Annotated in this window: 8 protein-coding genes; all 8 read right to left on the bottom strand. The window is 60.2% G+C overall.

What is annotated here, in order from left to right; genetic code table 11:
• Window positions 1-113: 113 nt before the first annotated feature.
• Window positions 114-2,279, bottom strand: a complete 2,166-nt coding sequence (locus BLU78_RS00785) for a glycoside hydrolase family 97 protein (protein WP_010259249.1) — start codon at window positions 2,277-2,279, stop codon at window positions 114-116.
• Window positions 2,280-2,284: 5 nt separating this feature from the next.
• Window positions 2,285-4,306, bottom strand: a complete 2,022-nt coding sequence (locus BLU78_RS00780) for a kojibiose hydrolase (RefSeq protein ID WP_010259247.1) — start codon at window positions 4,304-4,306, stop codon at window positions 2,285-2,287.
• A gap of 5 nt (window positions 4,307-4,311) precedes the next feature.
• On the bottom strand, window positions 4,312-6,060 hold the full coding sequence (locus BLU78_RS00775) for an alpha-galactosidase (protein ID WP_176791112.1): 1,749 nt from the start codon (window positions 6,058-6,060) through the stop codon (window positions 4,312-4,314).
• Window positions 6,061-6,077: 17 nt separating this feature from the next.
• Window positions 6,078-8,291, bottom strand: coding sequence for a SusE domain-containing protein (locus BLU78_RS00770; RefSeq protein ID WP_044106074.1), 2,214 nt, complete (start codon window positions 8,289-8,291; stop codon window positions 6,078-6,080).
• An 18-nt stretch (window positions 8,292-8,309) separates the two neighbouring features.
• A complete protein-coding gene (locus tag BLU78_RS00765) occupies window positions 8,310-9,425 on the bottom strand; it encodes a SusE domain-containing protein (protein WP_010259241.1) in 1,116 nt (371 codons plus the stop codon).
• Between the two features lie 10 nt (window positions 9,426-9,435).
• Complete coding sequence (locus BLU78_RS00760; protein ID WP_010259238.1) at window positions 9,436-11,301, bottom strand: RagB/SusD family nutrient uptake outer membrane protein; 1,866 nt, start codon at window positions 11,299-11,301, stop codon at window positions 9,436-9,438.
• Between the two features lie 12 nt (window positions 11,302-11,313).
• Window positions 11,314-14,334 carry a SusC/RagA family TonB-linked outer membrane protein gene (locus BLU78_RS00755; RefSeq protein ID WP_010259236.1) on the bottom strand — a complete coding sequence of 1,007 codons (3,021 nt, stop codon included), beginning with the start codon at window positions 14,332-14,334 and terminating at the stop codon, window positions 11,314-11,316.
• Between the two features lie 247 nt (window positions 14,335-14,581).
• Window positions 14,582-16,234 (bottom strand): DUF6377 domain-containing protein, encoded by a 1,653-nt coding sequence (locus BLU78_RS00750; RefSeq protein WP_010259233.1) that lies wholly within the window; start codon window positions 16,232-16,234, stop codon window positions 14,582-14,584.
• Window positions 16,235-16,311: the final 77 nt, after the last annotated feature.

Genomic DNA, 16,311 nt, shown 5'->3' with positions numbered 1-16,311 from the left:
ACAAGGCGTCCCGGAGCCAAATCTGCACCGCGACCTCCTGACACAGTTTGCCCCAGACGGGAATTTTCCAGTCCGGGGCAAATAAGTCAGTGCAGTTAATACGCTGTAGGGCTCTACCGCGAAGCCTCGCGGATGCTGACGGCATAGCCGCCGCCGGGAGCCACCCGCTGCGTGAGCTTCGACCGGGAGGTCACGACCGTCTGCCGGATGGTGTAAGCCTGCGGATTGGTCCGGTAGTGGGCATCGGGCGCATCGGCGTAGATCGTAGCGACGTACTTTTTGCCGGGCTCCAGAAAATCGAACGCAATCTTCGACAGATGTCCCTCCTCCCCTGCCGTCGAACCGACAAACCATTCGCCGGTATGCTTCGCCCGGCGGGCCACGGTGACATATTCGCCCGGTTCGGCTTCCAGATAGCGGCTTTCGGACCAGTCGAGGGCCACGTCGCGGATAAACCGGAATGCGTCGGGGAAACGCTCGTAGTTCTCCGGAAGATCGGCGGCCATCTGCAGCGGCGAGGACATCGTGACATAGAGTGCCAACTGATTGGCCAGCGTAAAGTTGCCGCGGGCATGGTTATCCGGATTGACTTTGGAAATATCCATTTCGAAAATACCGGGCGTATAGTCCATCGGACCGCCGATGAGCCGCGTGAACGGAAGCACGCAGACGTGGGAGGATTTCGATCCGCTGCCGGCCTGATACTCCGTGCCGCGGGCCGATTCATTGCCGATAAGGTTAGGCCATGTGCGGCACAGACCCGTCGGACGCACAGCCTCGTGGGCGTTGACCATAATACGGTAGTCGGCGGCCTTCTCCAGCGCATACTGGTAGTGGTTGACCATCCACTGACTGTAATGGTTCTCACCGCGGGGAATGATGTTGCCCACATAGCCCGATTTCACGGCGTCGTAGCCGTTCTCCTGCATGAAGCGGTAGGCACGGTCGATATGGCGTTCGTAGTTGCGCACCGAAGCCGAGGTTTCGTGGTGCATGATGAGTTTCACGCCCCGCTCTTTCGCATAGTCGCGGAGTCCCTCGACATCGAAATCGGGATAAGGGGTCACGAAATCGAAAACATAGTCTTTCGAGTTGCCGAACCAATCCTCCCAGCCAGTATTCCAGCCTTCGACCAGCACGGCATCGAGTCCGTTGTCGGCTGCAAAGTCGATATAGCGCCGGACGTTGGCGGTCGTGGCACCGTGGCGTCCGTGGGGACGGAGTTTCGTGTAATCGGTAACACCCAGCTGGACCGAGGGCACGTCGTCGGTATAAGACCAGGCGCTTTTACCGGTGATCATCTCCCACCACACCCCGACGTACTTGCAAGGTTTGATCCACGACGTATCGGCGATTTTGCAGGGTTCGTTCAGGTTGAGCGTCAGGCGCGAAGCCAAAATGCCGAGGGCATCGTCGGAGACGATCACCGTGCGCCACGGCGTCGTGCAGGGCGCCTGCATATAGCCCTTGTCACCCTGCGAATCGGGCGTCAGCCACGACTCGAAAACGAAATTTTTGTCGTCGAGGTTCAGATGCATGCAGGGATAGTCCACCAGTGCCGCTTCGTGGAGGTTGATGTAGAGACCGTCGTCGGTTTTCAGCTGCAGGGCTGTCTGCACGCCTGTCGGCGAAAACGAGGTCTGCGAGAGGTTGCCCGTGATGGCATCCTTCATCCGGGAGCGAATCTCCGACAGCCGTGAGCGGGTGTAGTCGTACTCCTGCGTATCGTAGTCGCCGGGAATCCACCACGCCGTCATGTCGCCCGGCATGGCGAACTGCGTGCGCTCCTCGCGGATCACGAAATAAATCAGGTTCCGCTGCCGGGGAAATTCGTAGCGGAAGCCCAGCCCGTCGTCGTAAAGACGGAACCGCACGATCATCGCCCGATCGGTGGAGGGCTGGCGGAGCGTCACGGCGAGTTCGTTGTAGCGGTTGCGGATCTCGGACTCCTCGCCCCACACGGGACGCCATATCTCGTCGAAGGACGAGCGCTCCGTGTCGGCCACCTCAAAGCCATTGTAAAGCGAGGTCCCGGGATCGGCGGGAACCTGCGTGACGTCCATCGAGAAATCGGCCTTCGTTCCCCCGCCCTTCAGTTCGAAGCCCAAGCGGCTGGGCCGGATCACCTCGTGCCCCTTATAGGTCAGAGCGTATTGCGGCACTCCCCCATCGGACAGCCCAAAGGTCATCGTCAGGTTCCCGTCGGGAGAGGTCAAGGTCTGCGCCGCAGCGACGGAGCCCGTCAAAAGGGCGTAAAACAGGAAAATTCGTTTCATCATCGTTTCTATCGGTTATTTATGACATAAGTACGGCGTTCGGGGCCTACTCCTTTGATGGTCAACCGCTTCCAGGAGGCAGGCAGGGCCGTTTCCCGGCACACGATCCCCTTGTCGGTGATCTCCAGTCCGCCGAAGCCGTTCATAACGGCCTGGAGCATTCCTCCGGCGCAGGTGGTGAAATAGGGGTTGTGCGAGGTCGGAGTCTCGGCCAGCACCCCGAACGGGGGCCGCAGGTTGGGCCGGTAACAGCGGCGGAACATCTCCTCGGCCTTCGCGGCGTCGCCCAGCCGGGCATACTGCACGCAGAAGACGCTGAATGCCATGGCGGGACCGTTCACGCGGTCGATCTTCGCATCGTAGTAGGCCAGATCGCGCAGCAGCAGCCCGCGGTCGGTGACTACACCGAGCGGATAGCCCAGCAGGTTGACATCGGCCTGCTTGATCTGCTGGCCTGCATAACCGGCGTATTCGAGCGTCACGCCGGCGTCGTCCCGAAGGATGCGCAGTCCGTCGGCAATGTCGCTCCAAAGGGCGGGAGCTTTCTCCCCGCACGCCCGGGCAGCCTCCACGGCATTGCGCAGAACGACCTTCGCGGCGCCATTGGTGAAGGCATTGTCAGTGACATTCATGGCGTATTCGTCGGCGCCGACCACCCCCGCGATCGAATAGCTGCCGTCGTCGTTGCGCACGACACGGCTCACCCAGAATGCGGCGATCTCTTTCAGCAGCGGCCATCCCGTGGTGCGAAGCCACTCCCGGTCGCGGGTCACGCAGTAGTAGTTCCAGGCGGCGATGCCCACGTCGGCCGTGATATGGTGCTCCATCGGGCCCGTGATGGCCCACGTCGGAGTAGACTCCTCGCCGAACCAGTCCGACTCCCAGGGAAACATCACGCCCCGGTATCCGTAGGCCGAGGCACGGCGGCGGGCGGCGTCGAGACGGTCGGTGCGGTAGTCGACCATCGAACGGGCAATACCCTCGTTCAGCAGCAGCATGGGCGGGTACATCCACAGCTCCGCGTCCCAGAAAATATGGCCGTTGTACCCCTGCGACGAAAGTCCCATCGGCGGAATGCTCAACCGCGAACCGGCACGGCACGAAGCGTAAAGGTTGTAGAGCGCGAAACGCACGACGCGCTGGGCCTCGTCGTCGCCCTCTATCTCGATGTCGCCCTGCCACATCTCATCCCAGAGCCTACGGTGACCGGCCAGGACTCGGTCGACCGACTCATGGGCGATGTAGATGACCTGACGTTCCGATTCGCTGTAAGGATCGCTGAAATCGCGGGTCGTGCAGACGGCCCCGGCAAGCGTGAAACGCTTTGTTTCGCCCGCTTTCAGGCGCAGGCGGAGCGTCGCGGCATCATCCCGTCCCTCGTATCCGAACCCTTCGCCCGCAGGAATGAACATCGACGAAGCCGAAACATCGTAACGGCCGTGCGCGGTCCGAGCATCGGTCCGGAGAATATTCGTCGGATGGCCGTCTACAAGGAACGACCTATGCGTGCGGCGGGATGTGCGGTATTCACCCTCGGGAACCTGCATCGCGGTGCGGAAATCGGCCTCGGCATCCTGCAGGGCCGTCACTTCGACATCAATCAGCGCTGCATAGGGCATATTGCGCAGGGCGATGACCGAATAGGCGACGCGAAGCTTGCCGTCGGCGACGAACGTCGTCGTATGCTCGGCCCGGCGCATGTCGATCGTCTGCCGCCATCCGGAAATCGCGTCTCCGTCGATCTCGCGGCCGTCGATGCGCATCGTCATCGAAAAGGGATCGATACCCCGGACGGCACAGTTGACACCCGTGCGGTCGTTCAGTTCGAAGACGTGATTCAGCACCACATGACGAATGGAGAAAGGTTCTTTCCACGGCAGGATGCCCAGCATGCCGTTGGCCGTCGAGGCTCCGGTATAATCGGCGGTATAGTCGTCAGCTTCGAGCTTCCAGCCGTCGGCCGCCGCAGGGAACGAGGCTCCCCACAGCAGGACGGCAGTTCCGACGAAGCGGATCAGGCGTGTTCTCATGGCGATTAGGGCTTGGATATTTTCAAGACGACGCAGTCGTGCGCCGGAATGTCGAATTCGTAGGAGGATTGCTGCGGCAGGTTCCGGTGCTCCCAGAGGTCGCGCACTACCCCACTCGTGAAGCCCAGTTCGGAGGGCGTGAGTGTATACTCCAAGGGCTGGGACTCGCGGTTGAACACCGCCACGATCCGGCTGCCGTCGGTCAGCTCGCCCGTCCAGACGGAGCTCTGCGGATCGTTCGGGTCGTCCGAGAGGGGTTTGCCCGTGAAACCGTCCTGCACGAGGGCCGTCAGTTCGCGGTTCTGGTAGAACCGGAGCCGGTCGCCCGCCGTGTCGTGACAGTCGGCAACGGCCACGAGCCCTCCGGCTATCACGTTGAGCGAAACGACCGAGCGACATTCGCCGTCCGAAGCCATCGTGTTCAGACGGATGAAATCGCCGTCGAGCATCACGCGGCCCCGGCCCGAAATGCGGGAGAAATAGACGAGGCCGTCGAACGGGTTCATCCACTGCATCCACATCGGATAGTGCACGCCCCGTTCCAGCGCGGAAAAGCGTTCCCAGCCCCCGGCCTCGGTATCAACGCTGACGCGGATCGAGTGCGCATAGTTGCGTTCGACGGCGGCGTCGCCATAGGCATGGTTCATGGCCACCGAAAGGAACATATCGTGCTTGTCGCACTGCTCGCGCATCCACCGCAGAGCGGTTTCATACATCCAGTCCGGCCGGTCGGGCCCCACACCCTCGGGACGAAAGCGATCCTTGCCGTCCTCGTAGAACGAGAGGAAATCGACACGCAGGAAGACGGCACCCATCTCGGCGTAGTGGTCGACATAGCCCCTCACCCACGCTTCGGCACCCTCCCGGTCCAGCTGCACCCAGTTGTACTGGTGCCCGTTGCGGTATTCGTTCAGGTCAACGATGTTGGCGACCGGGATGTCCGTACCCTTGATTTTGAGGCCCGACTGGGCCACCTCGCGGGGAACCCAGAGCGGATTGCCGTAGATACCCAGTTGCAGCCCCTTCGAACGGCAGTAATCGGCCCAGTAGGCATAGTCGTGCTGCCAGTTGATCGACGCCCGAGAGACATAGCCGTACTCGTTGCAGACACGCAGGTCGTGTTCGGTCATCCAGCCGTCAGTCGAGACCAGCGTATAGCCGTAATTCTTCAGGTTGGCGGCCACCCAGTCGATGTTGGCCTGCCACTCGTCCTCGGGCATATAACTGTTCTTCTCGTAGTTGTACTCATAAGGACTCCAGTACATCGGGGCCTTGTGGCGCTGCTCGGGATAGACGGGCGTGTAGAGACTACAATTCACATAGGCGCTGTCGGCGACGCTGTAAAGTTTCCAGTGGACCGAGGTGTTCATCGTCAGTTTCACTTTCAGCCGCACGGAGGCCGATTTGCGGACGTTGCATTCGTCGATGACGATCCGGTTCAGTTCCTCCTGCGTCAGCACACAGACACGCTCGCCCCGGACGAAGCTCTTCGACCAGCTTCCGGCATCAGCCGGTGCCTCGCCGTCGATGCCGATTTCGAGCGTATAGCGGGTCGATCTGTCGTCGGCACCGCCGCTCCAAGCGATCTCCAGTGCCTGACGCGCGGCGTTCTGCTGCGAAAGCTGCACGGCACCGGCCGACACCGTGAGGTAGAAATCCGAAAGGGGACCGGCATCCGACCGCGCATCGTCGCTTTCACACGACGAAACGCACAGCGACCCCATGAGGCTTATTGCATATAAATATCCGATCATTTTCATAACAGTTTATTTTATTCGTCAGCTTGTTCGAGCGTAAAGATCACCTGCATAGCGTGTATGTCCACGCGTATCGTGTAACGTCCGGGCGTGGCGATGAGCCAGGCATTGTCGTCCTGTTTGTAGTGCATGCCGCAAGCTTCACCCGGCACGACCTGCGTGTCCGGCTCGAGCGCCGTCAGCCGGGGACTCCCCCACGCCGTATCGGAGATGTCGCACATGATATTGAGACTGCCCTCGTTCAGGTGTCCGGTCCAGGTGTAATAGCGGTTGCCGTCTTCCGGAAGGAGCGTCGATTGGCTGTAATCGAATCCCCAGCCCTGGGGCGCCGCGCCTCCGATCAGCCCGAGCGACGGATAGGCTATCTCCTCGGCATCGCTCCGCACCAGGCGGAAGGTGACGGTCTGAGCCTGCATATCGACCGCTATTTCATAATTGCCGGGCGTGCGGATGTCCCACTTGTTGTCGGCGGCGGGGGTGCAGGCAAAAGGTTTGACCGCAGCATCCGGAGTGACCGGGTCGTTTACGACGGTCGCAAGCAACTGGTACTCTCCCCAGTCGTTACCCGCAGTCCGGTTGCAGACGAATTTCAGTTCGCCGCGGTTCAGGTGTCCCGACCATTTCCACGTCGTGCCTTCGGACGCAAGCGGAGTCATGTTCCCGGCATCCCAGCCGTTGGGTGCGGCATCACCCACCATGTGCATCGCCGTGCAGTTCTCCAGCAGGCTCCGTTTGAGGGTGAACACGACCGTTCCCGCCCCCGTATCGACCGAGACGGCCCAGGTTCCCGGGACGCCGATCTTCCACATGAAGTCGCCGCGGTTCGGCTCCGACACGGCCGCCAGCACCAGCTCCTCGCTGACACCCGGGACCACGGGTTTGTCCCGCTCCGAAGCGATATACTGGTCGGTCTCCCAGGTGCCGTCGGGATCGCACGCAAAGCGCAGCGTACCGACCTTCAGGTCGCCTTCCCACGTAAAGACACGTCCGCTGCGCGTCAGCGGCGTCGCCTCCGTGATCGCCCAATCGCCGGGAGTCGCGGGACCTACCATCGCGAGGGAGGTGTAGAAGCGCCGTTCGAGCGTGAAGAGAATCGTGCGTTGCTCGGTATCCACAGTGACGGTGTATTCGCCCGCCTGCGCGATTTTCCACATATACGCATTCCGGGCAGGATCGGAGGCCCGGGTGAGGGTCATGGTCTCGCTGCGTCCCGAAACGATCTCCCTGTCGGCCTCGGAGGCGATGAACTGATCGACACCGAGCGTACCGTCGGGATTGCATAGCACACGCAGGTTTCCGGCCTCCAGCGCACCCTTCCACGTGAATTCCGGGCTGTCGTTCCCGGAACGGGTCATGGCCACGGCCTGCACCGGGTCCGTACCGCCGGGAGTCGCATCACCGAAGAGCGCGAGCGACGCGAAGACCGGCGTCGCTCCGTAGGGCGTCACATCGACATAGGAGATGGCCGACACCGCCTGCTGTTCCCCGCCGACATAAGCGGCGACACGCGCTTCGAGCGTGATGCGGCGGCCGGGTTCCTGCCGCCAGGTCTCGGTGAGCAGCTCATTGAGCGCACCCACCGTATAGGTTTTTCCCATACCGGCGGCATCGGCGGTCTCCACGGCCGTTTCGTCGCCCGAAATTCCGAGCGAGAAACGATAGATAGCGTCAGCGGCATAGTCGTTCGCATCGCTCCACGCGAAAGCCACAGCCGTTTCAGCAGCCTGCGCCTCGTCGAGAATGAGGGTCTGCGGATCGGCCGACAGCGTCAGCGGCAACAGCGTCGCATAGGTCGTCACACCGACCTGCACGACCGCCGAAAGGTTGACCGATTCGGAGCCGGTGACTGCCGCGACACGAGCCGTGAGGATCACCGGGTCGCCCGCCTCAGCACCCCACTCGCCGACGATCAGCTCCTGCAGTTCGGCTCCGGTGAACGAATGGCTGTTCGCGGCGATTTCCCCGACTTTATGCACCTTCGCAACGGGAGCGTCCTTGAGAGTGAGTTCAAGCGTATAGGCCGTTTTGCCGGCATAGCGGCTTTCGTCGTTCCACGTGAGGGTCAGGGCCGTTTGTGCGGCATTTTCACGCGTGATGGTCACGGCGTCCTGCTCCGGGGTGAGCGTGATGGGACGGATGTCCGCACCGCCGACCTCCTTGTCGTCGCTGCATCCCGTCCAGAGAAGCAGCCCCGACAAAAGGATGAATAGATTTTTTATACGGTTCATTTTCAGAAATTTTAAGGGTTAGCGTTTTTCAAAACTGATCGTCAGCGCGTCGATGTCGAGCGTGATCCGGTAGTTTCCGGCCTCGGTAACGCGCCATTTGTAGTCCACACCGCCGGGCTGCACCAACTGCACACCCGTCATCGTCAGGTCGGTGCAGTCCTCGACGACGGGCATGAAGAAGGGAGCGTCCCAGCTGGCCTTTCCGGCCGGGAATTTCAGTTCTCCGACCACTAAGGGGCCCTCGTAAACAAACTGCGCGGTACCCTCGACCCAGGTCATCGGAGTGGCTTTTTCGATGGTCCAATCGCCCGGAGTGGCGCCCCCGACCATATAGACGGACTCGTATTCCGGATAATATACCAGCGTATGGGTCAGGCGCTTGGTGTTCACGACCAGCCGGTAGGTGGCCGAACGGTCGATCCGCAGGCGCGTACCCTCCGCATCGGTGCAGAGCTCCATCGAGGAGGCGTCCGCCCCGCGGAAGAAGGCCGGAAGCAGGCTCGTGCGCTGACGCGGCAGGACATATTCGCCGGCACGGAAACGGCCTTTGTAGCTGTACTGGCGCGAGAGGACCTCCTCGGTCATGGCCACGGCTTTCGAAGGCTCCCAACCCAGCGCGGCGCCGTCGACCTCGACGGCATCGCCCAGCAGGTAGAGCGGCGCGGAGGGCAGTTCGTAGGTCTGCACGTCGAAAGCCGTCGTGGCGACCCCGGGCATGAGGAATTTGTCGGCCGTGAGGCGGGCGATCACCTTGCCCTCGAGCCGGGCGGATTCGCCTGGGGTGATCCCCCACCGTTCGAGGCAAAGGTCGTTGAGTTCCTCGACCGTGAAGCTGCGCTCGAAGACATCCGGTCCCAACACCTCGAGGTCGGTCGCCGTGGCAAAATTGTTGTCGGCAATGTCCATTTTGAAGCAATACTCCACCGAAACGGCACTGCCGTAGGTATAACCCCGGTTCCAGGTGAACGTGACAGCCGTTTGGGCGTTGTTCGCGGGGTCGAGCACAATCTCCTCCACGGAGGCGTCGATGCGGAGCGCTTCGCCGCCGGTCGGAGCGTAAGGGCTTTTGTCCTCGTCGCATCCGGCGAATGCAAGGAGCGAAGCCAGTATCCAGATAAAATGCTGTTTTTTCATCGGTTGCGTGTTATTCCTGGGTTGACCAATAGGGATTCTGCACGAGGTTGGGATTCTTGTCCATCTCCCAGCTCGGCACAGGCATGAAATAGAACGCCTTGCGGTAGACGTGCTTGTAGTCGAGCAGCGTGCGGCGGAAATAGCCGTCTTTGGTCGTGGCATTGACGTTCATGCCGTAAACCGGCCCGTTGAGCACGTTCCCGGCCTCCTTCCAGCGGCGCAGGTCGTTGTAGCGGACGCCCTCGACGCAGAGTTCGACGCGGCGTTCCATGCGGATCAGTTTGCGCATGGCGATCTGGTCCGAAGCGTCGACCGCAATCTGGTCGGGACCGGGCCCGTAGGTCGGAATGCCGGCGCGTTCGCGAATCTTGTTCAGGTAGAAGAGGATGTCCGCATTGCCCGGATCGCACTCGTTCAGCGCCTCGGCGTAGTTGAGGTAAGCCTCGCCCAGCCGGTAGAGGATTCCCGGGCGGTAGATATAATTGTCGTTCAGCTCGTTGTGGTCGGGATGCACCTTCTTGCGCAGCAGGTAGCCCGCCTGCGGGGAGTTGTAGCCGCCGCCGTCCATGTCGGGGTTGTGGAACTCCGTGCGGCGGTTCGATTCGCGGAACCACGCATCGTTGTAGAGCACCGTGACATAGAAACGCGCCTCGCGGTTGCAGTACATATTATAGGTTCCTGCGGTGGTGATTTCACCGGGGGTCTCCGTGGGGCTTCCCTCGATCCACTCCGTGTTGCGGCGGTCGGAGGCCGTCGAATAACCGACGTCGGAATAGCCCGAGGCGGGGTCGTCGATCGGCAGGCCGTTTTTCATGAAGAAGGCGTCGACCAGCGACTGGCTTACGCCCAGACCGCCGTTGCCGCCGCTGCCGCGCGGCGTGGCGTGTTTCTCGTAATCCCAGATGTTGCACCCTCCGGGGCGTGCGAAAAGGATCTCCTTGTTGCCGTCGGTCCAGCGGGTGAACATCATGTTCTGGTACGACAGGAAAGGATCAATCTTGCCGTCAGCCGTTAGTTCGGTGTAAAGCCTGTAGCCGTTGCCTTCGGCCAGCTCGATCAGTTCCCGGCAGGCTTCGGCGGCTTTCGTCCATTTCGAGGGGTCGTGTTGCGTGCTGAAAAGCGCCTCGCCCTTTTTGTTCACGTGTCCGGCATAGTCCGGATTGCCGTTCACGAGGTCGCTGGCGGCAAAGAGCAACATGCGGGCCCGGACGGCATGGCACATGACCGACGTGGCGCGGCCGAACTTGTTGTTGTTGGTATAGTAGGCCGGCAGCCCCTTGGCCGCTTCGGTCAGCTCCTTGTCGATCCAGTCGACGATCGTGTCGAACGGCGTCTGGCCGATCAGCAGCTCCTCGTTACTCGCCCCGGCATCGACCAGCCCCGGCGAGAACGGAATCGGGCCGTAGGTCTCGATCAGCAGCCAGTAGTAATAAGCGATCATAAACCGGGCCTCGTTCTTCATCAGGGCCACCTCCGAGGCGGTCACTCCGTCCTGCGGAAGGGGTTTCACATGATCGAGGAAGATATAGGCCGAACGGATATACTTGGGTAGTTCCGACCAGTAGTACATCTTCCATTCGGTGGCGGGCGACCAGTTACCGGCCACCATATGGAGCACCGTCCAGTCGAAGGTCGTCCAAGCCGCAGGCAGCGTCATGTCGTCGCCCAGCGTGTCGTAACCGGCCTTGTTCATATAGTCCCAATAGGGATCGGCGATGCCCGCGTAGATGCCGGCCAGCCAGTCTTCGGTGCGGGTCTTGTCGTTGAAGACCATTTCGAGCGTCAGCTCGTCCTCGGGCACCTGGTCGAGGTAGGAACACGATGCGGACAGCGAGAAGCCAGCCAGCGCGAGGATCAGATATATGCGTATTTTCATGGCAGAACGGTTTTAAAAGGTTACGGAAGCTCCCAGCGAGTAGCTGCGCATCGTCGGATAGATCAGTCCGTCGTTGGCTCCGACCTCGGGGTCCCAGAGTTTGAAATTCGCAAAACAGAAGAGGTTGTTGCCGCTCACGAAGAACCGGCATTTCTTGTAGGTATAGCCGATTTCGACAGTCTTCACGCGCAGGAAGCTCATGCTCTTCTTCCACCAGGTCGACGGCTGCCGGTTGTTGAGACTCGAACCGTAGGAAAAACGCGGGTAGAAGACATCCTGACGCGGACTGTCGGGACTCCAGCTGTCGGCATAGTTGGTCAGGATGTTGCCCAGCACGCCCGAACCGCTGCCGGGAATGAAGACATCACTGCCGACGATACGCCACGTATTGGCCGTACCTTGCAGGAAGACACTGACATCGAGGTTCTTCCAGCGGGCGCTGGCCCCGAATCCATAAACGATCTCCGGGGTCTCGGTGCCGCCGATGGGTCCCATGTCCTGATCGTCGATCACCCCGTCGCCGTTCAGGTCTTTGTAGCGGATGTCGCCCGGACGGACCGAACTGTACGACTGCGCGGGAAGCCCCTCGCGCAGAATGCCTTTTTCTACGTCGGCGAAATCGGCCTCGGTGAAGAGCCCGAGCGCCGTCAGGCCGTAGAGCGTCGAGACCGACTGTCCGGTATAGGAGCGGTAGGTGCCGACGACGGTCGGGGCCTCGTCCTTCTCGATGATCTTGTTGCGGGCGAAGGTGAATGTGCCCTTGAGCGAAAGGAACCAGTCGCGGCCGAACTGCTTGTTGAATTCCAGCGCCAGATCGACACCCCGGTTTTCGACGATGCCGTAGTTGGCCCACGGGGCGTCGATGAAGCCCGCTGAACCGGGAAGGTTGGTGCGCTGCATGAAGATGTTGCTGCGACGCTCGAAGAAATAGTCCGCCTGCAGGTTCAGGGCGTTCCAGAGTCCCAGCTCCAGGCCGACGTCGAATTTCGCGGACTCCTCCCAGGTGAGGTTAGCGACTCCCTGGTGCCCCTCCCAGCGGCCCGTATGGGAGACATTGCCCTGGGTCGTGTGGCCGCCGCTGCCGTCCGTACCCCACGAATAGCCGTTGTTGGTCCCCAGCGTGGTGATATAGGCGAAGCGCAGTCCGTTGATACGGTCGTTGCCGACGATGCCGTAGGAACCGCGCAGCTTGAGCTTCGACAGCACGTCGCGGGCCGGCTCCATAAAGTGCTCCTCGGAGATCAGCCAGCCAACGGCCACCGAAGGAAAGAAGCCGAAGCGGTGGTCGCGGGCGAAATTCTCCGAACCGTTGTACCCGAAATTAAACTCGGCAACATAGCGGCGGTCATAGGAGTAGGAGAAACGTCCCGCGAAGCCCTGGTTGCGGTAAGGCAGTTTCTCGCCGGTGTCGTAACTGCGCTGGTTGTAGAGCAGCATGGCATCGACATAGTGTTTGCCGAACTCGCGCGAATAGCTCACGGCGCCTTCGAGATAGGTCGTCTGTTCGCCGAATTCGCCCGAAGAGACGTGGTCGAGGAACTCCTGCCCGTAGCTGGCGATATTCATAATCAGGTTGCCGTCGTCGTCGCGCCCCGTGGCCGGATTGTAGTAATCGGGCGTCTTGCCGCGCCGCACGAGACTGGCGTTCGAACTGTCGAAAGCAAAGGTCACACGGGCCCGCAGACCCGAGGTGATGAATTTCAGGTTCTGCTCGAGCGAAGCCTGGCTCTCGATCTTGGAATTGGAAAGACGCTGGTAGCCGGTCTGCGTGGCCAGCGCCCAGGGATTCTGGTTGCCGTCCTTGCGGGCGACCTTTCCGTTGGAATAGATGGTCGGATGGACGAACGGCGGCGTGTTGAAGGCTACGTTGAACAGGTCCTCGATGTCGTGGTTGACCTTGTTCTGCCGCTGCAGGTAGCCGCCGATGTTGATTTTCAGCAGCGTGGTTTTGGTGATGTCCACATCGACGTTCGAACGGACATTGTAACGGGTCAGCTTGGTCGAACCATCCCACGACTGGCTGTCGTCGCGCTCCATGATGCCCCGCTCGTTGTAGACCGAGGCCGTGACATTGTAACGCAGCACGGGTGAACCGCCGTTGACATTGACGTTCACGCGCTGGTTCCAGGCATGTTTCTTCGTGATGGCGTCGATCCAGTCGACATCGGGATAGAGGTCCGTATCGTACCGGGATTTCGTGAGGCCGATCTGCTTTTGAGAGAACGGCAGCGTGATGCGGCTGTCCGACGCGATGGCGTTCATAACCTCCATATAGGTGGTTGCATCGACGAATTCCGGGAGCTTCGTCGGCTCGCTCATGGCGACCTCGTAACGCAGCGAGACTTTCGGAGGTCCCACCTCGCCGCGTTTGGTGTTGATCAGGATCACACCGTTGGCACCCCGCACGCCGTAGACGGCACTCGCAGCGGCATCCTTCAGGATCGAGAACGACTCGATCTCGGCCGGGTCCATGTCGTTGAGCGAACGCTCGACGCCGTCGACCAGCACCAGCGGCGTGGAGCCTCCGGCGAAGGTGCTGATGCCGCGAATCCAAAAGTCTGAATTATCCTTGCCCGGCTCGCCCGTGCGCTGCACGGCGATCACGCCCGAAAGCTGCCCCGCAAGGTTGTTGCTCAGCGAGCGGTTGGTACCGATCTGCAGGTCCTTCGGGGCGAGGCCCTCAACGGCCCCCACGACGCTCAGCTTCCGCTGCGTACCATAGCCCACAACGACCACCTCGTCGAGTTCCGAAACCTGCTCTTCGAGGATGACATGGAGGTTGATCCGGCTGCCGACCACGATTTCCTGCGTCTGGTAGCCAACGAAGCCGAAGCTCAAAACGCTTTTCTTGTCGGGGACATCGATGAAGAAACGGCCTTCAGCATCGGTCGTAACGCCCTGCGAGGTGCCTTTGAGCAGGACCGTAACGCCGACCATCGGCTCTTTTTCCTTATTAACGACCAGGCCGTTAATCGGGATTGTTGCCGCCGAAGCCGCCGCCGCGGACAGAAAAAGGACGAGGACGGACAGCATTGCGCGTATACAACAAGGTAGAGTTTTTCGCATACTCCGGTTGGTTTAGGTTATTGTTAGATTAGCCGGCGGCAAACGAACCTGCCGCTCTGAAGACAAATTTATACCGCCGCCGGGCCTCCTGCAAGAGCAGGGAGCTAAAAAGTAGTGATTTTTTCGAAGAATTCGACTGATAATCAACAATATGAATAAACACAACCGATTCATATCGGTAGCGTTCCCGGTAGCGGCAAAAACCGTCCCCGGACTATTTCAGCCCATCGATGCCGATCTCCTCGGCAATGCCGATGCGGGCGACGAAATGTTCGAAGCGGCTGCGGTCCACACAAGCCTTGTTGCGGGCCGAGGTCCGGTTGTTGTAAACCGTCGAGAGCGAACAATGTAGGAACTGCGCGATCTGCACGCTATCGGTGATACCCAGCCGGACGAGCGCATAGATGCGCAGTTCGGTGGTGAGTGCGTCGGGAGCCTTCAGCACGATGCGTTCGGAGGGCTTCAGCAGTTTATTGTATTCCTCCACAAACGACGGAAAGAGTTTCAGAAAGGTGATGTCGAAATTGTTGTAGAACAGTTCGAGGTTCTCACGGGCAAACGCCGCCGGGTCCAGCGCCTTGCGCAGCGCGTCACGGTTGTTGCCGTCGAGCAGACGCGCGATGCGCTTGAGGCGCGAATCCATCTGGTCGATATAACTCAGGCAGAAATCCATATACCGTACGATATAGGTCTGCTTGATGAGGTTCGACTCGCTAAGATGACTATTCAGCTCTTTCAGTTCGTTATTCAGGGCCACCAGCCGAAGCCCCACCCGGCGGTTGTTCCGGTAAAGCTTATTAATATAGGTAAGTGCCGCAATGAGCAACACCACCAGCAGGGCCAGGAAGGAAAGGCTGATGTAAAGATTGCGCTGCTGGCGGTTACGGCGTATCTGATAGTCGTTGTCGATGATCGGCAGCAGCTGCGACACCTTGACCAGCCGTTTCTGCGAATTGCAGTAGTTGGCATCCTCGAGGGCCACCTTCAGATAGCGGTAAGCCCGGTTGATCTCGCCGTCGGCATAGAGCATCTGCGCCAGCCGGTGGAGTGAAACGTACTCCTTGATACCGGTCTCCAGGTCGATGATAGCCGAGCGGACATAGAAGCGTTCTGCCTCTTCGCGCGTCCCACCGCCGTGAATGCAGGTTTCGGCCAGCAGGTAGTAATAGATGGCCTCCTCGCGCATATCTGTATTCATGCGTTCGGCATTCGTCTCCAGCCATTCACGCGCCTCGGAATGACGGTTTTCGAGATTCAGCAGGTTGGCTTTCGTGTAGTAGTAGCTGCTGCCATCCTCATCGGGCGACTGCGATCCGAGCAGGTTCGTATAGGCGTCGTGCAGGAGTTCGTAGTGGTGCCGCTTGAGTTCGGGATTGTCGATCGACTGGTAGACGTTCTCGTAGAGGATACTGTATATGTTGTGGTAATAACTGCGCAGGAAAGGGGTAAAATGCCGGGTCGACATGGCATTGAGTATCTCGAACGCATCCTGGTTCAATCCGGCAATGGAATAAATCTGCGCGAGGTTAAGGTCCGTTTCGAGTATCTTCAGGCTGTCGCCGGTCCCGAGCGCCAGCTCCTTCTTCAGCAGGGCATAATGGATAGCCGTGTCTATCTGGAACGAAAGGTATTCGTTGAACAGCCGGCCATAATCGGCAAACCGCTCCTCCGGAGAGAGGCTGCCGTGGGCAAGGCGGCGTTTGATCTCTTCGAACTGCCCCTCGCGCCGCGCCGCATAGACCTCCCGGTTGGCAATGACCCGGTCGAGTTCGCGGAGTTGTTTTCCGAGATTCCCCTCCGGCTGCGCCCCGACCGGAAGGATCGCAAACAGCAGGAGCGTCAGAAAAAGCGGCAAACGGATTTTCATAATCGGATTCAGTGGAATTTCAGGCGGAATAACGGGTAAAAATAGGCATAAATTCCCGGAATGCAAAATCGATTTCG

Source organism: Alistipes timonensis JC136, from assembly GCF_900107675.1.
Lineage (GTDB): Bacteria > Bacteroidota > Bacteroidia > Bacteroidales > Rikenellaceae > Alistipes > Alistipes timonensis.
This window is presented reverse-complemented; position numbering and strand designations above follow the sequence as displayed.

Excerpts from the sequence above, each read along its gene's own strand:
- BLU78_RS00780 (WP_010259247.1), bottom strand. The coding sequence starts at position 4,306 with ATGAGAACACGCCTGATCCGCTTCGTCGGAACTGCCGTCCTGCTGTGG.
- BLU78_RS00750 (WP_010259233.1), bottom strand. The coding sequence starts at position 16,234 with ATGAAAATCCGTTTGCCGCTTTTTCTGACGCTCCTGCTGTTTGCGATC.
- BLU78_RS00770 (WP_044106074.1), bottom strand. The coding sequence starts at position 8,291 with ATGAACCGTATAAAAAATCTATTCATCCTTTTGTCGGGGCTGCTTCTC.
- BLU78_RS00765 (WP_010259241.1), bottom strand. The coding sequence starts at position 9,425 with ATGAAAAAACAGCATTTTATCTGGATACTGGCTTCGCTCCTTGCATTC.
- BLU78_RS00755 (WP_010259236.1), bottom strand. The coding sequence starts at position 14,334 with ATGCTGTCCGTCCTCGTCCTTTTTCTGTCCGCGGCGGCGGCTTCGGCG.
- BLU78_RS00760 (WP_010259238.1), bottom strand. The coding sequence starts at position 11,301 with ATGAAAATACGCATATATCTGATCCTCGCGCTGGCTGGCTTCTCGCTG.
- BLU78_RS00775 (WP_176791112.1), bottom strand. The coding sequence starts at position 6,060 with ATGATCGGATATTTATATGCAATAAGCCTCATGGGGTCGCTGTGCGTT.
- BLU78_RS00785 (WP_010259249.1), bottom strand. The coding sequence starts at position 2,279 with ATGATGAAACGAATTTTCCTGTTTTACGCCCTTTTGACGGGCTCCGTC.